General features: G+C 71.2%; 24 protein-coding genes, 3 tRNA genes and 1 pseudogene. 14 read left to right on the top strand and 14 right to left on the bottom strand.

Features of this window, described 5'->3' with window-relative positions:
- The coding region (locus AC0T5L_RS17885) for a transposase (protein WP_476166641.1) at window positions 1-99 on the top strand (99 nt) is incomplete at its 5' end.
- A gap of 27 nt (window positions 100-126) precedes the next feature.
- On the opposite strand, the gene AC0T5L_RS17880 is transcribed toward AC0T5L_RS17885, so the two are convergent.
- Both AC0T5L_RS17880 and AC0T5L_RS17875 read right to left on the bottom strand, forming a co-directional pair.
- On the bottom strand, window positions 127-720 hold the full coding sequence (locus AC0T5L_RS17880; protein WP_476166628.1) for a serine hydrolase: 594 nt from the start codon (window positions 718-720) through the stop codon (window positions 127-129).
- A 21-nt stretch (window positions 721-741) separates the two neighbouring features.
- Window positions 742-1,266, bottom strand: a complete 525-nt coding sequence (locus AC0T5L_RS17875) for an ArsR/SmtB family transcription factor (protein WP_476166627.1) — start codon at window positions 1,264-1,266, stop codon at window positions 742-744.
- A gap of 221 nt (window positions 1,267-1,487) precedes the next feature.
- Here AC0T5L_RS17875 and AC0T5L_RS17870 point away from each other — a divergent pair, with 221 nt between their 5' ends.
- Window positions 1,488-2,021: a DUF7144 family membrane protein gene (locus AC0T5L_RS17870; RefSeq protein ID WP_476166626.1), complete on the top strand. Its 534-nt coding sequence runs from the start codon at window positions 1,488-1,490 to the stop codon at window positions 2,019-2,021.
- A gap of 104 nt (window positions 2,022-2,125) precedes the next feature.
- On the opposite strand, the gene AC0T5L_RS17865 is transcribed toward AC0T5L_RS17870, so the two are convergent.
- A complete protein-coding gene (locus tag AC0T5L_RS17865) occupies window positions 2,126-2,572 on the bottom strand; it encodes a carboxymuconolactone decarboxylase family protein (RefSeq protein WP_476166625.1) in 447 nt (148 codons plus the stop codon).
- Between the two features lie 268 nt (window positions 2,573-2,840).
- Between AC0T5L_RS17865 and AC0T5L_RS17860 the strand changes: the two genes are divergently transcribed.
- From AC0T5L_RS17860 to AC0T5L_RS17850, 3 genes are all read left to right on the top strand, one after another.
- Complete coding sequence (locus tag AC0T5L_RS17860) at window positions 2,841-4,235, top strand: MATE family efflux transporter (protein ID WP_476166624.1); 1,395 nt, start codon at window positions 2,841-2,843, stop codon at window positions 4,233-4,235.
- Between the two features lie 182 nt (window positions 4,236-4,417).
- Complete coding sequence (locus AC0T5L_RS17855; protein WP_476166623.1) at window positions 4,418-4,915, top strand: DUF2975 domain-containing protein; 498 nt, start codon at window positions 4,418-4,420, stop codon at window positions 4,913-4,915.
- Window positions 4,915-5,136, top strand: coding sequence for a helix-turn-helix domain-containing protein (locus AC0T5L_RS17850; protein WP_476166622.1), 222 nt, complete (start codon window positions 4,915-4,917; stop codon window positions 5,134-5,136). Before AC0T5L_RS17855 ends, AC0T5L_RS17850 begins: the two co-directional genes overlap by 1 nt.
- A 2-nt stretch (window positions 5,137-5,138) precedes the next feature.
- Here AC0T5L_RS17850 and AC0T5L_RS17845 read toward each other — a convergent pair whose 3' ends face one another.
- The 5 genes from AC0T5L_RS17845 to AC0T5L_RS17825 form a co-directional block, all read right to left on the bottom strand.
- Window positions 5,139-5,282: a hypothetical protein gene (locus AC0T5L_RS17845; protein WP_476166621.1), complete on the bottom strand. Its 144-nt coding sequence runs from the start codon at window positions 5,280-5,282 to the stop codon at window positions 5,139-5,141.
- A complete protein-coding gene (locus AC0T5L_RS17840; protein WP_476166620.1) occupies window positions 5,279-5,986 on the bottom strand; it encodes a response regulator in 708 nt (235 codons plus the stop codon). The genes AC0T5L_RS17845 and AC0T5L_RS17840 overlap by 4 nt, the downstream gene beginning before the upstream one ends.
- Window positions 5,987-6,138: 152 nt before the next feature.
- Window positions 6,139-6,582: a nitroreductase family deazaflavin-dependent oxidoreductase gene (locus tag AC0T5L_RS17835; protein WP_476166619.1), complete on the bottom strand. Its 444-nt coding sequence runs from the start codon at window positions 6,580-6,582 to the stop codon at window positions 6,139-6,141.
- On the bottom strand, window positions 6,524-7,333 hold the full coding sequence (locus tag AC0T5L_RS17830) for an RNA-guided endonuclease InsQ/TnpB family protein (RefSeq protein ID WP_476166618.1): 810 nt from the start codon (window positions 7,331-7,333) through the stop codon (window positions 6,524-6,526). Before AC0T5L_RS17830 ends, AC0T5L_RS17835 begins: the two co-directional genes overlap by 59 nt.
- Before the next feature lie 106 nt (window positions 7,334-7,439).
- Window positions 7,440-8,633: an MFS transporter gene (locus AC0T5L_RS17825; protein WP_476166617.1), complete on the bottom strand. Its 1,194-nt coding sequence runs from the start codon at window positions 8,631-8,633 to the stop codon at window positions 7,440-7,442.
- 63 nt (window positions 8,634-8,696) lie between these two features.
- Between AC0T5L_RS17825 and AC0T5L_RS17820 the strand changes: the two genes are divergently transcribed.
- Window positions 8,697-9,278, top strand: a complete 582-nt coding sequence (locus tag AC0T5L_RS17820) for a TetR/AcrR family transcriptional regulator (RefSeq protein WP_476166616.1) — start codon at window positions 8,697-8,699, stop codon at window positions 9,276-9,278.
- On the opposite strand, the gene AC0T5L_RS17815 is transcribed toward AC0T5L_RS17820, so the two are convergent.
- Entirely contained in the window at window positions 9,262-9,897 is a 636-nt protein-coding gene (locus AC0T5L_RS17815) for a TetR/AcrR family transcriptional regulator (protein ID WP_476166615.1), read from the bottom strand. The two genes, AC0T5L_RS17820 and AC0T5L_RS17815, sit on opposite strands and share 17 nt — an antisense overlap.
- A 261-nt stretch (window positions 9,898-10,158) precedes the next feature.
- Between AC0T5L_RS17815 and AC0T5L_RS17810 the strand changes: the two genes are divergently transcribed.
- The gene (locus AC0T5L_RS17810; RefSeq protein WP_476166614.1) at window positions 10,159-11,334 is read left to right on the top strand and encodes an acyl-CoA dehydrogenase family protein; all 1,176 of its coding nucleotides are present in this window, start codon (window positions 10,159-10,161) and stop codon (window positions 11,332-11,334) included.
- A 110-nt stretch (window positions 11,335-11,444) separates the two neighbouring features.
- Here the strand turns inward: AC0T5L_RS17810 and AC0T5L_RS17805 are convergent, their stop codons facing one another.
- Together AC0T5L_RS17805 and manA are read right to left on the bottom strand one after the other, a co-directional pair.
- A complete protein-coding gene (locus AC0T5L_RS17805) occupies window positions 11,445-11,819 on the bottom strand; it encodes an FKBP-type peptidyl-prolyl cis-trans isomerase (protein ID WP_476166613.1) in 375 nt (124 codons plus the stop codon).
- Window positions 11,820-11,934: 115 nt separating this feature from the next.
- Window positions 11,935-13,119, bottom strand: coding sequence for a mannose-6-phosphate isomerase, class I (gene manA, locus AC0T5L_RS17800; protein WP_476166612.1), 1,185 nt, complete (start codon window positions 13,117-13,119; stop codon window positions 11,935-11,937).
- A 407-nt stretch (window positions 13,120-13,526) separates the two neighbouring features.
- Here manA and AC0T5L_RS17795 point away from each other — a divergent pair, with 407 nt between their 5' ends.
- Entirely contained in the window at window positions 13,527-14,024 is a 498-nt protein-coding gene (locus AC0T5L_RS17795) for a GNAT family N-acetyltransferase (protein ID WP_476166611.1), read from the top strand.
- Window positions 14,025-14,044: 20 nt separating this feature from the next.
- Here AC0T5L_RS17795 and AC0T5L_RS17790 read toward each other — a convergent pair whose 3' ends face one another.
- Window positions 14,045-14,596 carry a TetR/AcrR family transcriptional regulator gene (locus tag AC0T5L_RS17790; RefSeq protein WP_476166610.1) on the bottom strand — a complete coding sequence of 184 codons (552 nt, stop codon included), beginning with the start codon at window positions 14,594-14,596 and terminating at the stop codon, window positions 14,045-14,047.
- Between the two features lie 187 nt (window positions 14,597-14,783).
- On the opposite strand from AC0T5L_RS17790, the gene AC0T5L_RS17785 reads away from it, so the two are divergent.
- Window positions 14,784-16,415, top strand: coding sequence for an MFS transporter (locus AC0T5L_RS17785; protein WP_476166609.1), 1,632 nt, complete (start codon window positions 14,784-14,786; stop codon window positions 16,413-16,415).
- An 82-nt stretch (window positions 16,416-16,497) separates the two neighbouring features.
- Here the strand turns inward: AC0T5L_RS17785 and AC0T5L_RS17780 are convergent, their stop codons facing one another.
- Window positions 16,498-17,667 (bottom strand): molybdopterin molybdotransferase MoeA, encoded by a 1,170-nt coding sequence (locus AC0T5L_RS17780; protein WP_476166608.1) that lies wholly within the window; start codon window positions 17,665-17,667, stop codon window positions 16,498-16,500.
- A gap of 194 nt (window positions 17,668-17,861) precedes the next feature.
- Here AC0T5L_RS17780 and AC0T5L_RS17775 point away from each other — a divergent pair.
- From AC0T5L_RS17775 to AC0T5L_RS17760, 4 genes are all read left to right on the top strand, one after another.
- Window positions 17,862-17,934, top strand: a tRNA-Gly gene (locus tag AC0T5L_RS17775).
- Between the two features lie 41 nt (window positions 17,935-17,975).
- A tRNA-Cys gene (locus AC0T5L_RS17770) sits at window positions 17,976-18,046 on the top strand.
- 15 nt (window positions 18,047-18,061) lie between these two features.
- Window positions 18,062-18,138, top strand: a tRNA-Val gene (locus AC0T5L_RS17765).
- Between the two features lie 780 nt (window positions 18,139-18,918).
- Window positions 18,919-21,603 carry a pectate lyase family protein gene (locus AC0T5L_RS17760; protein WP_476166607.1) on the top strand — a complete coding sequence of 895 codons (2,685 nt, stop codon included), beginning with the start codon at window positions 18,919-18,921 and terminating at the stop codon, window positions 21,601-21,603.
- Between the two features lie 692 nt (window positions 21,604-22,295).
- Here AC0T5L_RS17760 and AC0T5L_RS17755 read toward each other — a convergent pair.
- Window positions 22,296-23,018 (bottom strand): alpha/beta fold hydrolase, encoded by a 723-nt coding sequence (locus tag AC0T5L_RS17755; RefSeq protein ID WP_476166606.1) that lies wholly within the window; start codon window positions 23,016-23,018, stop codon window positions 22,296-22,298.
- On the opposite strand from AC0T5L_RS17755, the pseudogene AC0T5L_RS17750 reads away from it, so the two are divergent.
- Window positions 22,936-23,124 (top strand): annotated as a pseudogene (locus AC0T5L_RS17750) (helix-turn-helix domain-containing protein); the annotation flags it as partial. The gene AC0T5L_RS17755 and the pseudogene AC0T5L_RS17750 sit on opposite strands and share 83 nt — an antisense overlap.
- Between the last annotated feature and the right edge of the window lie 83 nt (window positions 23,125-23,207).

Below are 23,207 nucleotides of genomic sequence, written 5' to 3'. Positions count from 1 at the left end.
AAGCGGTTGTGGTCGGGGTCCTACTTCGCCGGATCGGTCGGGGGTGCTCCGATCAGCGTGCTGCGCCAGTACATCGAGGACCAGCAGCGCCCGTCCTGACGGACGGGCGTGGGGCTCGGATCCGATTCACCTCCGGCCTGAAGGCCGAAGCACTCTCGGATAAGACCGGTAGCCGTACTCGCCGCGGCCGGACAGTTCGGCGGCGGCGACCTGTTCGACCAGGGTCTCGTAGTCGTACGGGTAGGGGTCGCGCCCCAGGTAGACGGCCACGATCGAGGTGGCATGGTCGGTCAGGCGGCCGGGAAGCCTGGGCAGGCCGGAGCGGTGGCCGGACAGTTCGGCCAGGGTGACGTCGGCGGCCGGGGCACCGTCCAGCCCGACGAGCTCTCCGAGGCGGGTGTCCTCGGTGACCTCGCCCCGCTCGACGGCGTCGGCGAGCAGGGCCCCGGTCATGGTCTTGACGACCGAGCCGATCTCGTAGTCGGTGTGCTCGTCCGCGCCGAAGTGGGCGGAGCGGGTCCGGTCGCCGTCGATCTCGACCACGCTGACCCGGTCGTGGGTGTCACCTGCCAGCAGCGGCCGCGCCCGGTCGAGCAGACCGGGGTCCCCGGCCTCCTCGGTGGACAGGGACGGTGTGTGCGGCCGTACGGCGATCCCGGCGGCGACGATCAGGACGGCCACCGCGCAGGCGGCCGCGACGACCCGTGTTCTGGATCTCACAGGGTCCTCTTCCTCTCTCCCCTAGGGAGCGCCGCCCACCGCCGTCAGGACGGCGAGCAGGGGGACGACGCGTTCCGGGGGAACGGCGTAATGACCGCGCCGGACGGTGGTGAGCCATCCGGCGGCGGCGAGCAGGTTGACGTGGTGGTAGATCTGGCCGGTGGTGCCGAAGTCGGAGCGCTCGGCCAGTTCGGCGACGGTGCTGGTGCCGTTCCAGACGGCGTGCAGCAACTGGAGGCGCACGGGTTTGCCCAAGGCGTCGAGGCTGGCGGCGTGGCGTGACCAGTCGGACTCCTCCAGGCGCTCGACCGGTAGTCCCTGCTGCCACTCCAGCCCGTCCTCCTCCTTCTCGTCGCGGACGATCCCGGCGAGGACCACTCCGCCGCGCCCGGTGACGTGCTCGCGCAGGGCGTTGAGGGCGAAGAACACGTCCTCCGGCGGCTGCGCCGCGGCCCCGGCCCGCGCGGCCCCCGCGCCCGTGCCTCCCTCCAGCGCGGCGACCCGTGTCTCCAGGTCCGCCAGCCGCTCCTCCGTCGTTCTCTCCATGACGTCTCCACCATACCTGTTTTTCGTAGTTACGTAATATCATTCCCGCCGATGGCGGCCCGGGAGCTTTGCCGGATCCGGAGACACCGGTGAGGTTCCGCTGACCCGTCGGGTTCGATGATGGAGGGAAGGCGCGCGGATCGCGCATCCGCGAGGGGCACCCGAGCGGCCGTTCCCACGTCCTGGAGAAGGCCTCGGGGAACGGCCGGGAAGGAACGGACATGCGAACGCAGGGAGCCAACGGCTGGCAGTTCTTCGTCGCGACACTGCTGATCGTCATCGGGGCCGTCAACGTCATCCAGGGGCTGGTGTCGTTCTTCACCCCCGCCTTCTACGCCGCCACGAGCTCGGACGTACTCCTCCTGGGCTACGCCTCCTGGGGTGTCCTGCTCGGGCTGTGGGGCGCGGCCCTGATCGTCGCGGGCCTGGCGGTGCTCTCCCGCAGCACGTGGGCCAGGGCCTTCGCCCTCATCCTCGCCTCGGTGAACGCCATCGCCCAGCTGGGCTTCGTCATGGCGATGCCGCTGTGGTCGATGGTCGCCATCGCCGTGGACATCCTGGTGATCTACGGCCTGACCGCGGGCTGGCCCTCCCGGGAGCCCGCGGACACGGGGCGCACGGAGGGCGACGAGGCCGTCTACCGCAGCGGGTACCGGGCGTCACACGCGGCCCCCCGCCCCACGGAGACGCCTGAACAGACTGGCGGACCGCAGCAGACAGGCGGACCGCAGCAGACCATGGGCCAGGGGTCCTGAGTTCCCTCCCGGGCCGCCTCCGTCCCCAGGACGGGGGCGGTTTCGCCTGGCTGGACCCGGCTGCCGGGCCACCGGCCCGTTCGGTCGGCGGCCCGGCTCCGGACTCAGCGCTTGCGCGGGTGCACGTGGCTGGTGACGGCCAGCCGGTTGTAGAGGTTCATCACCGCGGCGGCGGTGATGAGCGCGGCCAGGGACTCGTCGTCGAAGTGCTCCGCGGCGGCGTCGTAGGCCTCGTCGGACACCCCGTGCTCACCCAGCCGGGTGATCTCGTCGGTAAGCGCCAGGGCGGCCCGCTCGGCGCCGGTGAAGATCTCACCGGCCTCGTACCAGGCGGAGACCAGGAAGAGCCGCTGCTGGCTCTCCCCCGCCTCCAGGGCGGCCCGGGTGTGCAGGTCGACACAGAAGGAGCAGCCGTTGAGCACCGAGGCGCGCAGCTTGACCAGCTCCAGAAGGCTGGCGTCGAGGTGCCCGGCGATGACCTTGTCGATCTCGTCGAGTTTCCCGTAGACCTCAGGAAGTTTCTTTGCCCAGATCACGCGTTCTTTGGCCACGGGGGACCGCCCTCCTCGTCGAACACCTTCGCCGCCCCGGCATCGAACCGGGGCCCGGACGCCAACGCTACCAACGCCCCTCCCGTACGGCCTGCCCAGAGAGGAACCGGATGGGAAAGGCTGGCTCCGGCCATTTCCCGTGTTCCCACAATTCCTCGGCACCGGCATGGCGAAAAGGATATTCGCTCAGAATTCTACTTCCTCCTACCGGCCGCAGGTGCTAGGTTTTCTGACGCCCGCAGGAAGCGTCCCCCTCGGAGAGCGACCGATGCCCACCGACCCCGAATCCGGCACTGACGAGGGTGGCGCCAGCGGATCCCCGGGGCCGGCGGGCGCCGCGGCGCCAGTGGAGGGCCCCGGCCCCGTGGGCGCCCTGTCCCGGAGGATCGCGGGCAAGGCGGCCCCGCTGTATCTGTCCATGCTCGCCACCATGGCGGGCGGCATGGTCACCGCTGGGGTGCTCGGCAGTTCCGGAACCGCGCAGCTCGCTGCCTACGCCTTGGTCATCGCGGTGTTCAACCCGGTACTGATGGTCGTCCAGGGCGTGTTGCGCGGGTCGACGCCCTTCGTCGCCGAGAACGGGGAGGACCCCCGTGCGCTCGCTCCGGTGCTCCGCGACAGCCTCTGGCTGGCCCTGGTCACGGGCACGCTCGGCGGCCTCCTGGTCGCCACCGCACCCCTGTGGGGACGGCTGATCGGCGTGGCCGACCCCACGCTGGCCGCGTTCGGCCCCTATCCGCTGTTCATGGGCCTGTACGTGGTCATCGCCTCGGCACGGGCCGCGATGACCGTGCTGCTCATCGGGCTGGGGCACAACCGTGCCGTCCTGGCGCTGAGCCTGGTCACCACCGCCGTCGTGGTCGTCCTCACCCCCGCGCTCGTGCTGGGTCCGGGCCCGGTGCCCGCGATGGGCCTGACCGGTGCCGGGGTGGCGGCGCTGGCCGACGGGGGCGTCGCCGTCTGCCTGTCTCTGTACGTCGCGCGCCGCATGACCGTCCTGCGCGGGCAGCCGGTCCGGATCGGACCACCCCGCTGGTCGGGTGTCCGCCGGATCGCGCGGGTGGGCCTGCCCACCGGTTCCACGCTGCTGGCCAAGTTCGGCGCGATGGGCGTCCTGGCGCTGGCGGTGTCTCGGCTGGGTTCCGTGGACGCCGCCGCCCACCAGCTGCTCGTGGTCGTCGCCACCTTCGTCTTCCTCTCGGCCACGGCCACCGGCCAGGCCACCGTGCCCTTCACCGCCCGCGCCGCAGGAGGGGGCGACCGGGCCGGGGTACGCCGGTCCGTCCTGGCGGGCTACCTGGTGGCGCTCCCGGTGGTCGCGGTGGGCGCTGCGCTGGTGTGGGCCGCGTCGGATCCGGTCGTCGGACTGCTCACCGACGATCCCGAGGTCGCGGCCGCGGTGGGCGCGCTGCTGCCCGTGCTGTTCGTGGTGGTCGTGGCCGACACCGCGCAGGCGCTGCCGGGGATGGGGCTGCTGGGCATCAGGAACACCAAGCCGTCGATGTACACGTTCGCGGCCTGCTACGGGCTGCTGGCTCTGGTGGCGGTGCCCGTCGCCGGGGCCGGAGGGCTGGCGCTGGTATGGGCCGTGTACGCGGTGGCCACCATCGGCCTGGTGGCCGGGCAGGGCCTGGCGTTCTGGCGGCTGTCCGCGCGGATCTGACACGGCGGGGGCCGAACAGGGCCATGGCCGGCCTTCGAACGGGCCCTGCCCGGAGCAGGGACGACGCGCGGGCGTGACCGCTGGCCTCGTGGGGCGGCCTTGCTGGACCGAGCTGCCCGACCCCTTGCCACACTTATCGAATATCGATAGATTTCCATCGCTGTTCGATCGAGGGAGAGACAATGGGAAAGCTGACGGTGCTTGCGCTGCGCGCCGTGCTCGTGGTGCTGCTCGCCGGCTCGGTGTTCGTGCAGGCGGTGATGGTTCCGCTGCTGGCCATCGATCTGAGGGAGCTCAACGCGGACTTCTCGTACCTGCGCGCCCCGGTCCTCGTGATCACGATCCTGGGCGTCGTGACGGCCCAGGTCGTCATGGTCTGCGTGTGGCGGCTGGTGACGATGGTGCGACGCGGAACCGTGTTCTCCCATGCCGCCTTCCGGTATGTGCACATCGTGATCGGCGCGATCGTGGCGGCCGCCCTCCTGCTGTTCGCGCTCGCGGTCGTCCTGGCCCCGGGCGAGGCCGTCGCCCCGGGCGTCGTCCTCCTGATGTGCGGGACCGTCGTGGCGGTCCTGGGGGTCGCGCTCATCGTGCTCGTGCTGCGGATGCTGCTCGCTCAGGCCGTCGCGCGCGACGTCGAGGCGACACGGATGCGGGCCGAGCTGGAAGAGGTCATCTGATGCCGATCACCGTCGACATCGACGTGATGCTGGCCAAACGGAAGATGTCCGTGGGCGAGCTCGCGGACCGCGTCGGGATCACGCCCGCCAACCTGGCGGTGCTCAAGAACGGCCGCGCCAAGGCGGTGCGCTTCACGACGCTCACCGCGCTCTGCGAGGTGCTCGAGTGCCAACCGGGAGATCTGCTGCGCTGGGAGGCCGGGGACGCCGCGGGCGGGTGACGTCAGCCGTTGGCGACGGGGGCCGGGTCCCACACGTGGCAGACCCCGCCGAAGCCCTCCCCGACGACCGCCACGGCGAACCAGTGGATCTTGTACTCACAGCGAGGTTCGGTGTTCGAGGCCCGCCGTGGGTACAAGACGGTCACGGCACGGAGGGCGGGTCGGGGTCGCGGGCGTCGTGGGCGAGCAGGGCCAGTTGGACCCGCCCGGACAGGTCCAGTTTGCCCAGGGCGCTGGACACATGTGCCTTCACCGTGCCCATCGACATGTACAGCCGCTCGGCGATCTCGGCGTTGGACAGCCCGTCGGTGACCGCCTCGGCCACCTCCCGCTCGCGGTCGGACAGCAGCGCCAGCCGTTCCCGGGCCCGCTCGCGACGCGAGGGCGCCTCGGCGTGCTCCGCGGAGTCGGTACCGGCCACCCGGCCCATGAGCGCGCGGGTCACGCTCGGCGAGAGCACCGGCTCCCCCGCGGCCGCGCGGCGCACCGCCTCCACGATCCGCTCCGGCCTCGTGTGCTTGAGCAGGTACCCGGCGGCTCCGGCGCGTAGCGCCCGTACCACTGTGGCGTCGGCGTCGAAGGTGGTGAGCACCAGGACCTGGGGACGCACTCCGCTACCTCCGCGCAGCGCCTCGGTCGCGGCGATCCCGTCCATCCCGGGCATGCGAACGTCCATGAGCACCACGTCCGGCCGGTGCTCGACCACAGCGGCGGCCACCTCGGCGCCGTCCCCGGCCTCTCCCACCACCTTGATGTCCCCGTCGCCGGAGAGCATGACGCCCAGGCCGGAGCGGACCAGCGGGTCGTCGTCGACGAGCAGGACGCGTATCGGAGTGTTCACGGCCTCCACCGTGCCACCCCTCCCCACCTGAGGAAGAGTGCTCCCGGGCCCGGCCGGGGCCGTCCACGGACGCGGCCGTTCCGCTTCGCCCGCCATCGGCGTGCCACTCGTCCACGCCCCTCCCCGGCCCGCGGGAAGGGGCGTCGGATCGACCGGGCGGCTCAGTGGTCGTCGACGGGCTCCAGCACGAGGACCGGGATCTCGCGGTCGGTCTTCTTCTGGTAGTCGGCGTAGTCGGGGAAGGCCGCCACGGCGCGTTCCCACCACAGCGCCTTCTCCTCGCCCGTGACCTCACGGGCCGTCATGTCCTTGCGCACGGTGCCGTCCCGGAGTTCCACGCGCGGGTCGGCGATGACGTTGTGGTACCAGACAGGGTGCTTGGGCGCGCCGCCGAGCGAGGCGACCGCGGCGTAGCGGCCCTCGTGCTCCACCCGCATCAGCGGGGTCTTGCGCAGCTTGCCGCTCTTGGCGCCACGCGTGGTGAGCAGGATGACGGGCATGCCGCGCATGCTCATCCCCTCGGTCCCACCAGACTCCTCGATCTGCTCAACCTGGTTGCGCACCCACTCCGTCGGGCTTGGCTCGTACACACCTTCGAGCGGCATGGAATCCGTCCCATCGTCGTATCTCGTCTCGCCACAGGACACTACTCTCAAGACCTTGGCTTCCTCCTCTTCCTGAAGAAGAGGATTCCGACCACCCCTGACGGGATGGTGGCACTGCGCGCCTCGCGGCGCGCGCTGGTTCCCGCTTCACCGACACGGCGACCCAGAGGTCTCGACAGGCTGGCACGGTTCGCCCCGAAGGATCAGTCCATCCGCGCGCAAGGGTGTTCCGGGCCGCGTTCACGTCCGCGTGAGGCCTGTACCCGCACGCGCCGCACCGCAAGACCGATTGGCTCTCTCGGCTCTGCGACGCGACGTACCCGCACGGGTGACAGGTCTGGGACGTGTACGCGGGACCGACCTCCACGATCTTGGTACCGGTCCGGCGGGCGGCGTTGTGGCACGCGAGTCCGAACCCGGGCCACCCCTTGGCCAGGATCGCCCGGTTCAACCCCGCCTTCTGCCGCACGCCTCGGCCCGGTGCGTCGGCGGTGCCCTTGGCCGAGGCGGTCATGCTCGTGGTGTGGAGCTTCTCCAACACCACGACCGCGTTCTTACCGCACAGCACGCGTGCGGTCTGCGCGGCGAAATCAGCACGCCGGGCCCGTACACGCCCGGTCAGCTTCGACAGGGCGGCCTTGGCCCTGGCCCGGTTGGCCGACCCCTTGCGCTGGCGGCACAGGCGCCGGCGCAGGCGGCGTTCGCGCTCAACCTCCTTCGGACCTGGTCGAAATCGCCGTAGACCTGGCACTGTTCGGCCTGGTCGAGGGAGCGGCCGACACGGTGCTGGCGGCGCGCTGCGCGCCTGGACCGGCTCACCGCACGGGCTTTCCGAGGAGGCGGGGCCCTGCCCCGGCTCAGAGGGGGTCGACGTCCTGCTCCGGTGCCGCGCCGCTGCCGTCCCTGGCCGCTGTGAGGACGATGAGCAGTGCGAGCGCCGCCGGAACCGCGGCGGCTACGGGCACCAGGCCGGCACCGACCGCCATGGCGCCACCGCCGAGCGCCCCTCCGGATGCGGCCCCGACGTGGACCGAGGCGCTCTGCACGGCCATCGCCTGGGTGGCGGACCGCTTTCCGGCCCGGTCGAGCAGTAGCGCCTGGAGGCCGGGCGGAACCGCCCACGCGGCGGCTGACCAGCACACCAGCAACGCGGCGACCACCGCCACCGGGACCGGCCGCAGCGGCCACAGCAGTGCCAGGGCGAACATCATCACGCAGAAGACGCCGAGTGCGTACGCCAGGGACCGCACCGCTCCGAACCGGTCGATGATGCGGCCCGCGCCCTGGGTGCCCAGCAGGCCGCCCGCGCCGGAGCAGACCAGAAGCAGGGCGAGCACACGTGGGGTCACCCCGGACAGCCCGGCCAGGACGGGCGCCAGGTAGGTCTGGAAGGCCAGGTTGCCCGCCACCGCCAGAACGGTGACCGCCAGCAGGACGGCGACGGGGCCCCTGGCCAGGGGCCGCAACAGGTCGGCGGGGGTGACGCGCGCCCCTACGGGATCGCCGGAGGGCAGGGTCCGGGCGATCAGGGCCAGGGCCAGCACGCTCAGGGCGCCGCAGAGCAGGAAGGCGCCCTCCCAGCCGAACACCGCGCCGACCCAGGTCCCGGCGGGCACACCGAGAAGGACGGCGCCGGTGAGACCGGTCGTCACGGTGGCGAGGTAGCGGCCCCTGCGGCCGGGAGGCGCCTGGGCCGCGGCCGTGGCCAGGGCCGCGGGCATCACCACGGCGGCGGCCAGGGCCGCGGCCACGCGCAGCACGAGGAGCTGCGCCCAGCCGTCGACGGCGGGAACGGCCAGGTTGGCGGCGGTGAACACGACGAGCCCGACGCACAGGGCACGGCGCACGGGCACACGCGGTAGCAGGAGCGCCCAGGCCGGTGCGGACAGGGCGTAGGTCAGCGAGTACACGGTGACCAGCTGTCCGGCGGCCGACTCCGAGACGCTCAGGTCGGCGGCGAGTCCGGGCAGCACGCCCAGGACGACGAAGTCGTCGGTCTGGACGGTGAGGGCGGCAAGGGCCAGGGCCGGGAGCCAGATCGGACGGCGCATGGAAGTTAAGGTAACATTTGTTACCCTAACTGGGTGTGCCAGGGTGAGGGCGGAGGTGGTGTTGTGCCCAGACCGGCCGATCCCGAACGCCGGCGCGCTGTCGTCGACGCCGTCATCGACCAGTTGGCCCGTACCGGCGTGTCCGGTTTCACCCTGCGCGGCGCGGCCCAGGGCCTCGGGCGGAGCACCCGCGTGCTCACCCACCACTTCGCGGACAAGGAAGCCCTGCTCACGGCGGTGTTGGAGCGGCTGGACGAGCGCCAGCACACGGCGCTGCGCGCCACACCGGGCTGGGACGACCCCTCGGTACCGGTCAGCGCGGTCATCCGCGACTCCTGGCAGCGCCACCTGGGTCCGGAGCTGGAGATGACCCGGCTGCTGCTGGAGATCGAGGGCCTGACCGCGGGCGGGCGCCTGACCGCCCGGGCCGGCTTCGTGCGTGGGCGCGCCGAGTTCGTCGCCCGGTGCCTGCGGCTACGCGGGCTGCCCGCCGAGGAGGCCCTGACCCGGGCCACCCTGCTCAACGCGGCCTACTCCGGCCTGGAGGGCGACTACCTCACCACCGGGGACCGGGAGCGCGCCGAGGCCGCCCTGGACGCGCTGTGCGCCTGGGTCGACTCCCCCGCGCTCAGTCCCGGACCCTGACGCGGGCGAAGACGCCGGTGAGTCCGTCCAGGAAGGCCGACAGCGCCAGCTCGAAGCTCGCGTCGTCGATCTCGGTGGCGTGCTCGGGCAGGCGGTGGGCCTGCGACAGGTTCGGGTAGCGGTCCCGGTAGACGCTCACGTCGTCGTCGAACCCGCGGGCGAAGGAGTTGGTGGCGGCCCCCACGACCAGGTACTTGGTGGAGGCGCCGATCATCGTGGCGTAGCGGGGCGGCCACCCTGCGCCCACCAGCCCGCCGTGCACGGCGTCCGCGCGGCGCAGCGCCTCCTCACGGCGGCCGGGCCCGGAGGAGACCACCGGCAGCAGCTGGGGGTGCTCCGTGAGGGCGTCGCGGTAGGAGCGGGCCCAGACGGTGAGCCCCTCACGCCAGTCGCCGCCCTCGAACCCCGAGACGTCGATGTATGAGGTGACCTCGTTGGCGACGTCGGTGAGCAGCTCCTCCTTGGTGCGGTAGTGGCTGTAGAGGGAGGCAGCCTGGACGTCGAGCTCCTGGGCGAGTTTGCGCATGGACAGCCCGTCCAGCCCGTCCCGGTCGACGAGCGCGAGCGCGCTTTGACGGATGGCCGGTTTACTCAGGATCGGCGTCTTGGGTCGGGCCACGGAAGGATCCCCTTCTCCACTGCGGCGGACGAACCGGTCCCTCCGGCGTCCGGCCTGATCATCGCACGTCGGCGCGCCGTATGCGGCCTCTTGGTGGCTTTCGCGCACATGGACGCCCCGCCCCCCGCAACTCCCCCGCGGATTCCGCGGCGGCGCCGTGGCGCCCGCTCCCACCTGCTCCGAGACCCCCCTTGCACGCACGGCCATGGACACCGTACCCTCAAATAACCGAACACTGTTAGGTTACTGGGGAGACAGGCCGTGATCGATTTCTCACTGAGCGAAGAGCAGCGCGCCGTCCGCGACTGGGTGCGGACCTTCGTCGAGCGGGAGCTGATGCCGCTGGAGAACGAGGTGCTGCGCCGCGAGCGCGAGGGGCACCCGCCCGGACTCAACGCCGAGGAGAACACCCGCCTGCGCGAGCTGGCCCGCAAGTCCGACTTCTGGGGCGTGGAGACCCCCGAGGAGTACGGCGGCATGGGCCTGGACCCGATCACCGCCGCGATCATCGAGACCGAGCTGGGCAGGAGCTTCCTGACCTTCAAGTTCGGCGGTGAGGCCGACAACATCCTCTACCACGCCAACGACGAGCAGAAGAAGCGCTACCTGCTGCCCACCATCGCCGGTGAGCGCCGCTCCTGCTTCGCCATCACCGAGCCCGGCGCGGGCTCCGACGCCAAGGCCATCCGCGCCAGCGCGGTCCGCGACGGCGACGAGTGGGTCATCAACGGCGAGAAGACCTTCATCACCGGCGGCAACGAGGCCGACTTCGCCATGGTCTTCGCCGTCACCGACCCTGCGTTGGGCGCCAACGGGGGCGTGACCTGCTTCCTCGTCGACCGCGACGCGGGCTGGACCTCCGAGCCCATCGACACCATGGGCGAGCGCCGCCCCGCCGCCCTGATCTTCCAGGATGTTCGCGTGCCCCACGAGAACATCCTGGGTGAGGAGGGCCGCGGCTTCGAGCTGGCCATGAAGTGGATCGGCAAGGGCCGCTACCTGCTGCCCGCCCGTGCGCTCGGCGGCTGCGAGCGGCTGCTGGACATGGCGGTCGAGTACTCCCGCACACGCGAGACCTTCGGCGCGCCCATCGCCGACCGGCAGGCCATCCAGTGGATGATCGCCGACTCCCAGACCGAGATCGAGGCGCTGCGCCTGCTGGTGCTGCACGCCGCCTGGCAGGTGTCGATGGGCCGGGACTCGCGGCACGCGCAGTCCATCGCCAAGCTCTTCGGCGGTGTGAAGGCCAACGAGATCGTCGACCGCGTCATGCAGATCCACGGCGGCATGGGCTACACCCGTGAGCTGCCCATCGAGCGCTTCTACCGCGACGTGCGGCTGCTGCGCATCTTCGAGGGCACTGACGAGATCCAGCGCCGCACGATCGCCCGCGACCTGCTCAAGGGCCACGTGAAGGTGGGCGCAACCTTGGGCTAGGAGCGGGAGAAGGGGCCCGTGCCGCGCGTGGGAGCGCGGCACGGGCCCCTTCGTGTGCCCGGCCGGTCCGTGTGGTCGGAACCGGGGCGCGGGCGAACCCTCACCGCGACCTAGTGCACGCCGACCAGGTCGCAGACGAAGATCAGGGTCTCGTTCGGCTTGATGGCGCCCGGGGCGCCGCGCTCGCCGTAGGCCAGGTGCGGCGGGATGACCAGCTTGCGGCGGCCGCCCACGCGCATGCCCATGACGCCCTGGTCCCAGCCCTGGATGACCTGGCCCGTGCCGAGCCGGAAGCTCAGCGGGGTGCCGCGGTTCCAGCTGGCGTCGAACTCCTCGCCGCTGGAGAAGGCCACGCCGACGTAGTGGATGTCGACGGTGCTGCCGTGACCGGCCTGCGCGCCCTCGCCGATCTCGATGTCGGTGACCTCCAGGTCGGCGGGCGGCGGGCCCTCGATGAAGTCGATCTCCGGACGCTCAAGCGCCATGGTGGTACCCCTCGCGTTGTCTATGGGAACAGAAGAGCCCAGGGTATCGGCGCGCCCGGTGTGCCCCGGCTCGGACCTGGCACAGACCTGGCGCGGAGCGGCTCCGGCCGGTTCCTCAGGGGTCCCCGACGGTCGCGGCGACGATGTGCCCGCGCCCCTCGACCTTGATCGGCCCGCTGTCCGCCTGCACGAACACCGACTCGCCGCGCTGCAAGGTCAGCCCCTGGCCGACCTCGGCGACCAGCTCCACCTGGCCGTGCAGGGCGAGCACGACGGTCGGCCCCTCCCCCGGCAGGTGGGCGGTGATGTGGCCGGGACCGATCTCGTGCAGAGCGAACTCGGGCGCGGGCGGGCGGAACTCCCGGCGCCCCTCCACATGGCAGGGCCGGGCGTAGGGGATGGGCAGCACCGAGAAGTCGACCACGTCCAGCAGCTCGGGCGCGTCCACGTGCTTGCGGGTGAGCCCGGCACGCAGCACGTTGTCGGAACTGGCCATCACCTCCACGGCGGTGCCCTGGAGGTAGGCGTGCATGTTGCCCGCGGGCAGGAACAGGGCCTGCCCCGGCCACAGGGTGACCCGGTTGAGCAGTAGGGCGGCGACCGCGCCCGGGTCGCCCGGGTAGCGGTCGGCCAGGTCCGCGACGATGCCGCGGTGAAGGCCGTGCGGGCCGGAGGCCGACCACTCGCGCACGAAGTCACCGATCAGCCGTTCGCGGTCGCTGTCGGGGAGGGTGAGCAGGCGGGTCAGTGCGGCGCGCAGGGCGGCGTGGGTGTCGGGCAGGGCCAGGTCGCCGCGCAGTGAGGCGGCCAGTTCACAGGTGAGCCCGTCCAGGTCGGCGTGGGCCGCCGCGGGTTCGCGGAAGCCGCACAGCGCCTCGAAGGGTTCCAGGGCGAGGAGGAGTTCGGGCTTGTGGTGGGGATCACGGTAGTTGCGGTGGGGGGCTCCGAGGGGGATGCCCGAACACTCCTCGGCCTCGAACCCGGCCCGGGCGCGGGCGGCGCCGGGGTGCACCTGGAGGGAGAGGGGCTCTTCGGCGGCCAGGACCTTGAGCAGGAAGGGCAGCCGTCCCCCGAAGCGCTCGGCGGTGCGTCGCCCCAACACGCGGTGGGGGTTGTCGGCGATGAGGCCGGGCAGGGGGCGCAGGCCGCCATCGCAGTGCGCCGTACTCGGCGCACCGTGGTGGGCACCCAGCCAGAGCTCGGCCTGGGGCGTGCCGTCGGGATCGGTGCCCAGCAGCCGTGGGATGGCCGTGCGAGCTCCCCAGGCGTAGGGTCTTACCTGGTTGGTGAGCCTGTGCATCCGACCCCCGCTTTCCCGTCTGCGTGTTCTCACCCCGTGGACGCCCCTACGAGATGGCAACAGTCTCGCGAAGAGACCGGTCGCGGTCGACACGGCTCGCCCCACTCCTGGAGGTAGTGCACACTTCACCTCGCGGGGTGTACGGGCACCCTACGAGCACGGAGCCCGGCTGCGGCAACGAAGTTACTGGCAAGTAAATCATGATCCCGGGTACGTGAACAGCACCACACGACCATCTTCCTCGTACGCGGGCACCGGTAGGGGCACCGGTGGGATCCGCGCGCACGGTCACCACGGCGACAGCTCCCCTCCTTCGCTCCGTGCCGAGTGGATCCGTGTGCTGGACGGCCCGCCGACCGGCTACCGTGCGTTGGTTGTATTTGTTCCCCGACGGGTGAGGCGGACACATGAGGCTGCGCCAAGGCGGACCGGCGGACCTGCCGGCGGCGCTGGAGACGTTCGACGCCACTGTGGCGTGGCTGGCCGAGCACGGCCGCTCCGGCCAGTGGGGCGACCAGCCCTGGTCACACGACCCGGGCAGGGTCGCCCGGGTGGAGGGACTGGTCGCCGAGGGGCTGTGGGTGGCCGAGATCGGCGATGACACGGCCGGGTTCCTCACCATCACCGAGCAGGCCCCCGACTACGCGCCCCCGGTGGCCGAGCGCGAACTCTACGTCCACTTGCTGCTGGTCTCCCGTGCGTACGCCGGACAGAACGTGGGCGGCACGCTGCTCGCCCTCGCCCGCAGACAGGCACGCGGGCGCGGCATCGGACTGCTGCGCGTGAACTGCTGGGCGGGCGGCGACGGAGCGCTCGTGCGCTACTACGAGAGGCAGGGCTTCACCCCCGTCAAGCGGGTGCTCGCCGGAGACAAGGAGCTCCAGGTACTCCGGCAGAGGGTCTGAGCCGCGACGGGGCCGCCGCCTCAGCGCTCGCGGCGCACCTTGTCGGCGGCCTCGGCCAGACGGTCGATCATTCGCCGGGTCAGCTCAGGGTCGGGTTGGGGCAGTCCGGCGATCGCCGACATGTACAGGCCGTCGCCCGCGCGCAGGATGACCTCGGCCAGGACTGGGTCGGTGAGCTCGGCGTGCAGCAGTTCGCCCCAGCGGCCGAAGAGGCGCTGGACCTTGCGGGCGGCCTCCTCCGGCATGTCCTCCTGGCCGCGCAGGGCCGCGATGACCGCCCAGAACAGCTCGCGCTCCTCCGTGCTGCGCGGCAGCGAGGTGCGCAGGAAGACGCGGACCACGCCCTCCTCCCCCTCCACGGCCTCGCGGAACTCCTCCTCGGCCAGCACGCTCAGGCGCTCGATGAGCCCCGTGAACATGGCGGCCTTGGACGGGAAGTGGTACAGCAGCCCGCCCTTGGACACTGAGGCGTCACGGGCCACGGCCTCCAGGGTCACTCCTGAGTAACCCTCACCGATGAGGATGCCCTGGAGGGAGTCGAGGATCCGGTCGCGGGTGTTCGAAGCATTCACGATTGACACTGTACCGGCTGGACGGTACTGTACCGGCTGGACGGTTGAAGAGTCCCGACGCATGCCCTCGGTCGACCAGACTTCCCGTTCCCGCCCGCCCGGCCGTTCGCCTTCCGCCTCCCGCCGGGCCGCGACCGCGCCCTCTGAGCCGAGCGGCGCGCCACCAGCGATCACGTAACGAGGAAAGATGAGTTCCGCCAAGGCCGGAAACGGCACCACTGGCGTGCGCGGCCGCGACGGCGCGGCGCCCGCCCTCGCGGGTCCGCGCGAGTGGGCCGCCCTGGCCGTCCTGGTCCTGCCGGTGGTCCTGATCTCGGTCGACTCGACCGTGCTCGGGTTCGCCGTCCCCGCACTGAGCGAGCAGCTGCGTCCCAGCGCGGGCCAGCTGCTGTGGATCGTCGACGTCTACGGCTTCGTCCTGGCCGGGCTGCTGATCACCATGGGGTCCCTGGGCGACCGCATCGGTCGGCGGCGCCTGCTCATGATGGGATCGGCCGCCTTCGGGGTGGCCTCCCTGCTGGCCGCGTTCTCACCCACGGCCGAGGTGCTGATCCTGGCCCGCGCACTGCTCGCGGTGGCGGGCGCCTCACTGATGCCCTCCACCCTGTCCCTGCTGCGCAACACCTTCCTGGACCCGCGCCAGCGGCTGCTGGCCATCGCCCTGTGGGCCTCCGGGTTCTCCGGCGGTGCCGCGCTCGGCCCGATCCTGGGCGGCTGGCTGCTGGAGCACTTCTTCTGGGGATCGGTCTTCCTGGTCAACCTGCCGGTGATGGCGCTGATCCTGGTGCTGGTCCCGCTGCTGGTGCGTGAGTCGCGCAACCCCGAGCCGGGGCGCCTGGACCTGCTGAGCGTGGTGCTGTCGATGGCCGCGATGTTGCCCGTCGTGTACGGGATCAAGGAGCTGGCCACCGAGGGCCTGGAGGTCGTCCCAGTGGTGACGCTGGTGGCCGGCCTGGCCCTGGGCTACGTGTTCGTCCGTCGGCAGCGGGGACTCGACGACCCGCTGATCGACGTGGGCCTGTTCCGGTACCGGGTGTTCAGCGTGGCCGTGGCCACCAACCTGATGATCGTGTTCTCGCTGGTCTCGTCGCTGTTCTTCCTGACGCAGTACCTGCAGCTGGTCCTGGGAGTCTCGCCGATGCGGGCCGGTTTCGTGCTGGTCCCGGGGCTGGTGATGTCGGTCCTGGCGAGCCTGGTCGCGGTACGGCTGTCACGCCGTATGAGTCTGGCCACTGTGGTCGGCGGGGCCCTGCTGGTGACCGCGGCGGGGTTCGCTGTGCTGGTGTTCGCGCCGGAGGCCGGTGTGGTCACCGGTGTGACGCTGGTGGCGCTGGGCTTCGCGCTGATCGCCACGGGTTCGGGGTTCGCCGAGACGCTGACCAACGGCGCGATCATGTCGGCGTCCCCGCCGCAGCGCGCCGGCGCGGCCTCGGCGATCTCCGAGACCGCCTACGAACTGGGCGCCGCGCTCGGTGTCGCGGTGCTGGGCAGCGTGCTGACCGCGTCCTACCGGGCGAACCTGAGCGCGGTGGACACGGTCCCGCCGGACGCGGTGGACGCCGCCCGGGAGACGCTGGGCGGTGCCGCGAACACCGCCACCGATCTGGGCGGCGCCACGGGCGGTGCCCTCATGAACGCGGCGCGGTCCGCGTTCACCGACGGGATGCACCTGACCAGCGCCATCGCCGTGGTGATCGTCCTGTACGCCGCCGCGCAGGCCTGGGTGCTGTTGCGCGGCCGGGGCAACCCGGCGGTGGAACCGGTGCCCGCTCCGGAGCCCGCCGAGGAGGGCGCCGGGGCTGAGCGGGGCGACGGGTAGCCAGCACGACGGGTGGTCAGCACGGCACGGCCCCGGGGGGGGACGCGCCCCCGGGGCCGGCGTGTGTCCGGGGCCGACGGGCTCAGGGGAGGCGGACCAGGTCCGCCTCGGCCCCGTCCCAGCCCGGGGGGACCACCGCGTAGGCGTCGGCCAGGGCGGCGCCGCGCAGACTGCCCGGCCGATCGTGGCCTACCGGACGGGCACGGCCTCCCTCCAGGTGGACTGGAACGAGCCTGGTGTCCCTGGAGTGGGCGCTCACCCGGCCCTCCAGGACGGCCGGGGGAAGTCCCCGGCAGGGGTCCGGGCGGCCCGCCATGGCGGCGAGCAGGGGAACCAGCAGGGTCACCGCGGCGACGAGGGCGGCCCCCGGATTTCCCGGAAGGCCCACGAACACGGTCCGGTCGGTGTGCGCCAGCAGCTGCGGGTGGCCCGGACGGCAGGCGACGCCGTCCACCACGACGCGTGCGCCCAGCTCCGCCAGGACCGAGCGCAGGTGGTCGGCCGGCCCTCGGGAGGAGGAGCCGCACACGGCGACCACGTCACAGTCCGGGCCCGCCACTACGTCGAGCAGCGGTCGCCGGTCGTCACCCAGGTGGCGCACGTCCTCGACCCTGCCGCCCGCGCGGTCGACGATCCCCGGCAGCATGGGGCCGATGGCATCACGCACACTCCCGTCACCGGGCAGGCCCGAGGTGGTGACCTCGTCCCCGGTGACCAGTACCGAGACCCGAGGACGCAGCACGGGCAGAGTCTCGTGGCCCAGGCTGGCGGCCAGGCCCAGCGCCGCCGGACCGACCACGGCCCCGCGTGTGAGAACGGTCTCACCAGGGGCGGTCTCCTCCCCCGACCAGCGCACGTGGCGGCCCGTCTCGGCGGGTCCGTCCACCGTCCCGTCACGGGTGACGGCCAGCTCGTAGGGCAGCACGGACTCGGTGTCCTTGGGGACCCGGGCACCCGTGGCGATCTCGACGGCCTCGCCGGGACGCAGGCCCGCGGACGCCGAGGGCGCTCCCGCCAGCTGCGTGCCGACCAGCCGCCAGGGGCCCCCGCCCGCCACGGCGAAGCCGTCCATGGCCGAGGCGTCGAAAGCGGGCAGGCCCGCCAGGGCTCGCACGTCCGCGTGGAGGACCGCGCCCAGGGCGTCCGCGAGGGGAAGATCACGCGGGACGGGGGGCCTGCGCCCGCCCAGGGCCTCGGCGGCCTCGCGTGCCTGCGGCCACGGCCGGTGCGTGCCGTGTCCCTTCCCGCTCATACCGTCTCCCCCTCGCCGCGCCGGTGTGTCCCATTGTCCACCCGGCCGCCACGACACAGGTGCCGACACCCGCCCCGCCCGACCCCGGCTGGGCGAACCGGTTCCTCCCTGCGCCGATTTGCCGTATACCAACTTTCCGCTAGAGTTCTTATCAGCAGCACGGCGGAGCCCACGGGCCTCACGCTGAGCAGCAAGCGGACGTAGCTCAGCTGGTAGAGCATCACCTTGCCAAGGTGGGGGTCGCGGGTTCGAATCCCGTCGTCCGCTCGGAGGAGACGCGAAGCGCCCAGGCGTTTCTCGTGTAACTCGGTGGAGTGGCCGAGAGGCGAGGCAGCGGCCTGCAAAGCCGTCTACACGGGTTCAAATCCCGTCTCCACCTCACATCGCTTTACGCGGGCGATTAGCTCAGTTGGTTAGAGCGCTACCTCGACACGGTAGAGGTCATAGGTTCGAGTCCTATATCGCCCACCAGCATCACCCCAGGCCAGAGCTTCGACTCTGGCCTGGGGTGTTTCCGGGGCCCTTGTGGAAGACATTCGGGAGACCAGTCCCCGAGCGGGCCCCTCCGTGAGCCCGCTTTCACCGCCCCCACGGCAGTGCTCTCCCAGCACCGGCGCCATGGCGAGGAGCCGTTCCCGCTGCCGTACGTTCACGCCTGCGCACCTGTCCCGCCCGCACCGGCAAGCGGGAGGAGCTGTTGAGCCTGACCAAGGATTCAGGCAGGCAGGGATGGCTGGAGACCTCTTCCCGGATGGCGGCGTCGAGGTGGACCGCTATCCACTGATCATGGAGCAGCTGGTGGGCATGGCCCCAGCCCGGGGCGAGGAGGGGGTCGGATAGGGGCGGAAGGGCGCGTGCGCACCGGTGTCGGCACCGGTGCAGCCGACGTCGACCGGGTCGTGGAACGTCGAGTATGGCACGGGCCACCGGCGACCGGGAAGGCCTTCCCGCCCCATCGCGACGCTTCCTTGACCGCGACCGGGCGCCTGCGTCCGGCCTGCTGCGTCGTCGATGAGACAGTCCAATCGGTTGCACGCTTTGAGGTACCCGATCCCGAATTCGACGCCTCATGCCGAGGAAACCGCAGGACACAGGCGTGAGAGTCATCTGGGATGCTCTACTTCCTTGCAAACGATTGCACTAACCCCCCTTGACATGGAAAGCGCTTTCTCTACTCTCAGGTAAAGCACGTCAATGCTCATGCTCTACTACGAAGGGTAAGCAGTGAGACGATCAATCACGCGTCGACTCGTGTCGACGCTGGTCACTACGGCCGTGGTGGCGGCTGGTCTGGCCCTGCCGATGTCCCCGGCATCGGCGCAGACCGATGGCGCTACGGGTTACGCGACTCAGAACGGCGGGACCACCGGCGGCGCGGGCGGACAGACGGTACGGGCCACGACCGGAACGCAGATCCACGAGGCCCTGTGCGATCGGCCCAGCACCGGCACTCCGATCATTATCGAGGTGGAAGGAACCATCGACCACGGCAACACCTCCAAGGTGTCCGGCGACGGTTGCGACACCGCCGACGACGTGATCGAGCTCAAGAAGATCAGCAACGTCACGATCGTCGGCACCGGCGGCGGAGCCGTGTTCGACCAGCTGGGCATCCACGTCCGGGAGTCCCACAACATCATCATCCAGAACGTGACCGTCCGGAACGTCAAGAAGTCCGGCTCGCCCACGTCCAACGGCGGTGACGCCATCGGGATGGAGAAGGACGTCCGCAACGTCTGGGTCGACCACGTCACCCTGGAGGCGTCGGGCGGGGAGTCGGAGGGCTACGACGGCCTCTTCGACCTGAAGAACAACACCCAGTACGTCACCCTCTCCTACAGCGTCCTGCGCGACTCCGGTCGTGGCGGCCTGGTCGGGTCCAGCGAGAGCGACCGCTCGAACGGCTACGTCACGTACCACCACAACCGGTACGAGAACATCGACTCGCGCGCACCCCTGCTGCGCGGCGGCACCGGGCACATGTACAACAACCACTATGCGGAGCTGCACAAGTCCGGCATCAACTCCCGGGCCGGGGCCACTGCGAAGGTGGAGAACAACTACTTCAAGGACTCAAAGGACGTCCTGGGCACCTTCTACACCAACGAGAAGGGCTCCTGGGAGGTCAGCGGCAACATCTTCGACAACGTGACCTGGTCCGGCGAGGGCGACGAGAACTACCCCGCCGGACCCGACCCGCAGTCCAACACGTCGGTGAGCATCCCCTACTCCTACGAGCTCGACGACGCCGGCTGCGTGCTGGAGGTACTGGAGCAGACCGCGGGCGCGGGCAAGGGCAACCGGGTCTCGGACGGCAACTGCGAAGCGGAGGACCCGGTCGACCCGGACCCGACCGACCCGGACCCGACCGACCCGGACCCGACTGACCCGGACCCGACCGACCCGGACCCGACCGATCCCCCCGACGGGACCAACCTCAGCATCGGGGCCGGCGCCGACGGCTCCAGCAAGGCCAGCGGGACCAGCTACGGGAACGTCATCGACGGCGACACGAGCACCTACTGGTCGCCGAGCGGCTCGACCGGCCGCATTTCGGTCAAGTGGGGCTCCGACCCCACGGTGTCCACGATCAACATCCGCGAGGCGGCCGGAGCCGAAGGCAACATCGGCTCCTGGCAGGTCGTCGACCACGACACCGGCGCCGTCCTGACCACCGGAAGCGGAGCCGGTGTCATCACCTTCGACCCGACGACGCTGCGAAAGATCAACTTCGAGATCACCAGCTCGGACGGCACGCCGCGCGTCGCCGAGTTCGAGACCTACGCCGGCTCGCCGCCGGACGGCGGAGGCGACACCCCGCCTCCGGACGGCGGAGGTGACACCCCGCAGCCTTCGGGCGACGAGTTCTTCGTGGCTCCGGGAGGTAGCGACAGCGCCTCCGGCACCGAGTCCGACCCGACGACGCTCCCCTCGGCGATCGACCGGATCGAGCCCGGCGGGTCGATCTACATGCGCGACGGTACCTATGACTTCTCCGAGACGGTTCACATCGAGCCGGGGAACGACGGCCTGTCGAGCGACCGCAACGAGCTGTTCGCCTACCCCGGTGAGACCCCCGTGCTGAACTTCTCGGCTCAGAGCGAGGACTCGTCCAACAGGGGACTCGCCATCGGCGGCGACTGGTGGCACATCAACGGCGTCATCGTCGAGCGCGCCGGCGACAACGGAATCCTGCTGGGCGGCGACAACAACATCATCGAGGGGGTGACCACCCGGTACAACCGCGACACCGGGCTGCAGCTGTCGCGGTACACCGCCGGGGCTCCCAGGGAAGAGTGGCCCTCGGACAACCTGATCGTCAGCTCGGTCTCGCACGACAACGCCGACTCCGACGGTGAGGACGCCGACGGGTTCGCCCCGAAACTCACCGTCGGGGAGGGGAACGTGTTCCGCCACACCGTGGCGTACAACAACATCGACGACGGCTACGACCTGTACACCAAGTCGGACACGGGCCCGATCGGCGAGGTGACCATCGAACACTCGCTGGTGTTCGGCAACGGCTCGCTCTCAGACGGCTCCCAGCACTCGGACGGCGATCGCAACGGGTTCAAGCTCGGCGGTGCGGGCATCGAGGTGGACCACAACATCCACCACAGCATCGCCTTCGAGAACGGCAAGCACGGGTTCACCTACAACTCGAACCCCGGCACCATGACGGTCTCGAACAACCTGAGCATCGGCAACGAGGAACGCAACTTCCAGTTCGACGGTGGCGACTCGGTGTTCCGCGACAACACCTCGTGCGACAGCGGCTCGACCGACCGGTACAAGGGCGACGCCGATGGCTCGAACCAGTTCTGGGACGGTTCCAACGGTTCCCGCTGCTCCCAGTACTCCGGGTCCCTGGACTGGAGCTTCGACTCGAGCGGCCGCCTCGTGGTGACCATCGGCGGCAGTGAGGTCAACCTGTAACCGATCCGGCCGACAGTACCGGAGCCGACTGGATACCGGCCGGCCCGTCCGAACGAACCGGGCGGGCCGGCCGTTCCGGATGTTGACGCCAGGACCGCGCCCGGAGGTTCCCCCGGCGCGGCGGTCCGCCCCGGGATCCGCTGAAGAGGTGGTCGTGCGCGCATTCCTCGATCAGGTCCGTGTAGCGGGCGTCCAGGAACGGCGGGAGCCGGATCCACCGCTTGTCCGACTGATCCACCAGGGCCGCTTCGCCGTCGAGGCCCGGTTCTCCCGAAGCTACGGCGATCCGCAAGGCAGGCCATGTTTGCCTGCCGCAGCTCGGGTAGGGGCCGGGTGCGCACCTGCGCGCCCCGCGGGCCACGGGGGGCGGCCTACACGGCCGTGCGGCCCCGGGATGACACGGCGCGGGTGCGGGGCCGAGCGCCCACGGGGGATGAGCGCGCACGGCCCGCGCCGGGCCGCCGGCATCGGGGGGATCCGCAGGGTCCGGCGACATGCGGGAGCCCCCGCGCGACCAGGGGTCGCGCGGGGGTTTTTCCGTGCCAGCACGGTGAGGCGGTGCGTCTCGCCGCCGGTAGTCGCTCTTACCAGTGCGGCCAGAGTGCCAGCCGGATCCTCCCCGTTGGATTCTCCGCCAGAACTACCGGCCCCGAAACCGACGAGGGCCGCTCACACACCATCCGCTCAGATCTCTACGCCGTGAGGAAGTCGACGAGCGCGCGGGCGATCTGGCCGGGCGCGTTCTCCGTGGGGATGTGCCCCGCCTCGGGGACGCGTTCGAGCGTGGTCCGCAGGACCTCCGAGGCGAACCGCTCGGCGTACTCCACCTTCTGGAAGTCGTCGTCCTCGCCCCAGATCAGCAGCTTGGGCGTCGCGGACCGCCGCAGCGCGGGAACGAAATCACGGGTGTAGCGGCTGTCGGCCGCGCCCGCCATGGCCGTCCAGGAGCGGCGGACCCGCGCAGCGGTCCACGGATCCAGATAGCCCGCGATCCGCTGCTCGGTGGCGGCACCGGCCAGCGCCATCGCCACGATCCGCCGGCGGTCGGCGAGAAATTCACCGGCGCTGGTCGCCGCGGCGACCAGCGGGTCCCGGAACCGGGCCACGCCGGGCACCGGCCAGGAGTCGTAGGTGACCGAGTTGACCAGGGCCAGCCGGGGCACCTCCAGCCAATCGTGGACGAGGAGATGCTGGGCGACGCCGCCGCCGATGTCGTGACCCGCCACGGCGATGGGTCCGGAGACCTCCAGCGCGGAGGTGAATCGCGCCACCCAGTCCGCGAGGGCCGAGACCGTGGCCGTTTCCAGGGTGAGCTCGCCTCCCGAGCGCCCCAGCCCGGGACAGTGGCTGCTCGGCCAGCGCCTCGACGCGGCGCGGGTACTGCTGGAGCAGCCCGACCTGCTGGTCGAAGCCATCGCCTCCCGGGTCGGACTCGCCTCGGCGGTCAACCTGCGCCGCAGTTTTCGGGCACATCTCGGCACCACGCCCGGCGCCTACCGGCGCACCTTCAGCGAAACCTGACAGCGCAGTCGGGGTACCGGCAAGGAGCGCAGTCCCTGTCGCTGCGGCCGCTGACCGCGGTCCACCGCAGTTTTACTCCTGTG

The sequence above is a fragment of the Nocardiopsis sp. TRM 82005 genome (assembly GCF_056312425.1).
This window is presented reverse-complemented; position numbering and strand designations above follow the sequence as displayed.

What these genes read in the sequence shown, in the direction of transcription:
- AC0T5L_RS17875 (WP_476166627.1), bottom strand. Translation starts at nt 1,266, where the DNA reads ATGGAGAGAACGACGGAGGAGCGGCTGGCGGACCTGGAGACACGGGTC.
- AC0T5L_RS17870 (WP_476166626.1), top strand. Translation starts at nt 1,488, where the DNA reads ATGCGAACGCAGGGAGCCAACGGCTGGCAGTTCTTCGTCGCGACACTG.
- AC0T5L_RS17860 (WP_476166624.1), top strand. Translation starts at nt 2,841, where the DNA reads ATGCCCACCGACCCCGAATCCGGCACTGACGAGGGTGGCGCCAGCGGA.
- AC0T5L_RS17855 (WP_476166623.1), top strand. Translation starts at nt 4,418, where the DNA reads ATGGGAAAGCTGACGGTGCTTGCGCTGCGCGCCGTGCTCGTGGTGCTG.
- AC0T5L_RS17850 (WP_476166622.1), top strand. Translation starts at nt 4,915, where the DNA reads ATGCCGATCACCGTCGACATCGACGTGATGCTGGCCAAACGGAAGATG.
- AC0T5L_RS17835 (WP_476166619.1), bottom strand. Translation starts at nt 6,582, where the DNA reads ATGCCGCTCGAAGGTGTGTACGAGCCAAGCCCGACGGAGTGGGTGCGC.
- AC0T5L_RS17825 (WP_476166617.1), bottom strand. Translation starts at nt 8,633, where the DNA reads ATGCGCCGTCCGATCTGGCTCCCGGCCCTGGCCCTTGCCGCCCTCACC.
- AC0T5L_RS17805 (WP_476166613.1), bottom strand. Translation starts at nt 11,819, where the DNA reads ATGGCGCTTGAGCGTCCGGAGATCGACTTCATCGAGGGCCCGCCGCCC.
- manA (WP_476166612.1), bottom strand. Translation starts at nt 13,119, where the DNA reads ATGCACAGGCTCACCAACCAGGTAAGACCCTACGCCTGGGGAGCTCGC.
- AC0T5L_RS17795 (WP_476166611.1), top strand. Translation starts at nt 13,527, where the DNA reads ATGAGGCTGCGCCAAGGCGGACCGGCGGACCTGCCGGCGGCGCTGGAG.
- AC0T5L_RS17785 (WP_476166609.1), top strand. Translation starts at nt 14,784, where the DNA reads ATGAGTTCCGCCAAGGCCGGAAACGGCACCACTGGCGTGCGCGGCCGC.
- AC0T5L_RS17780 (WP_476166608.1), bottom strand. Translation starts at nt 17,667, where the DNA reads ATGAGCGGGAAGGGACACGGCACGCACCGGCCGTGGCCGCAGGCACGC.
- AC0T5L_RS17755 (WP_476166606.1), bottom strand. Translation starts at nt 23,018, where the DNA reads ATGGCTTCGACCAGCAGGTCGGGCTGCTCCAGCAGTACCCGCGCCGCG.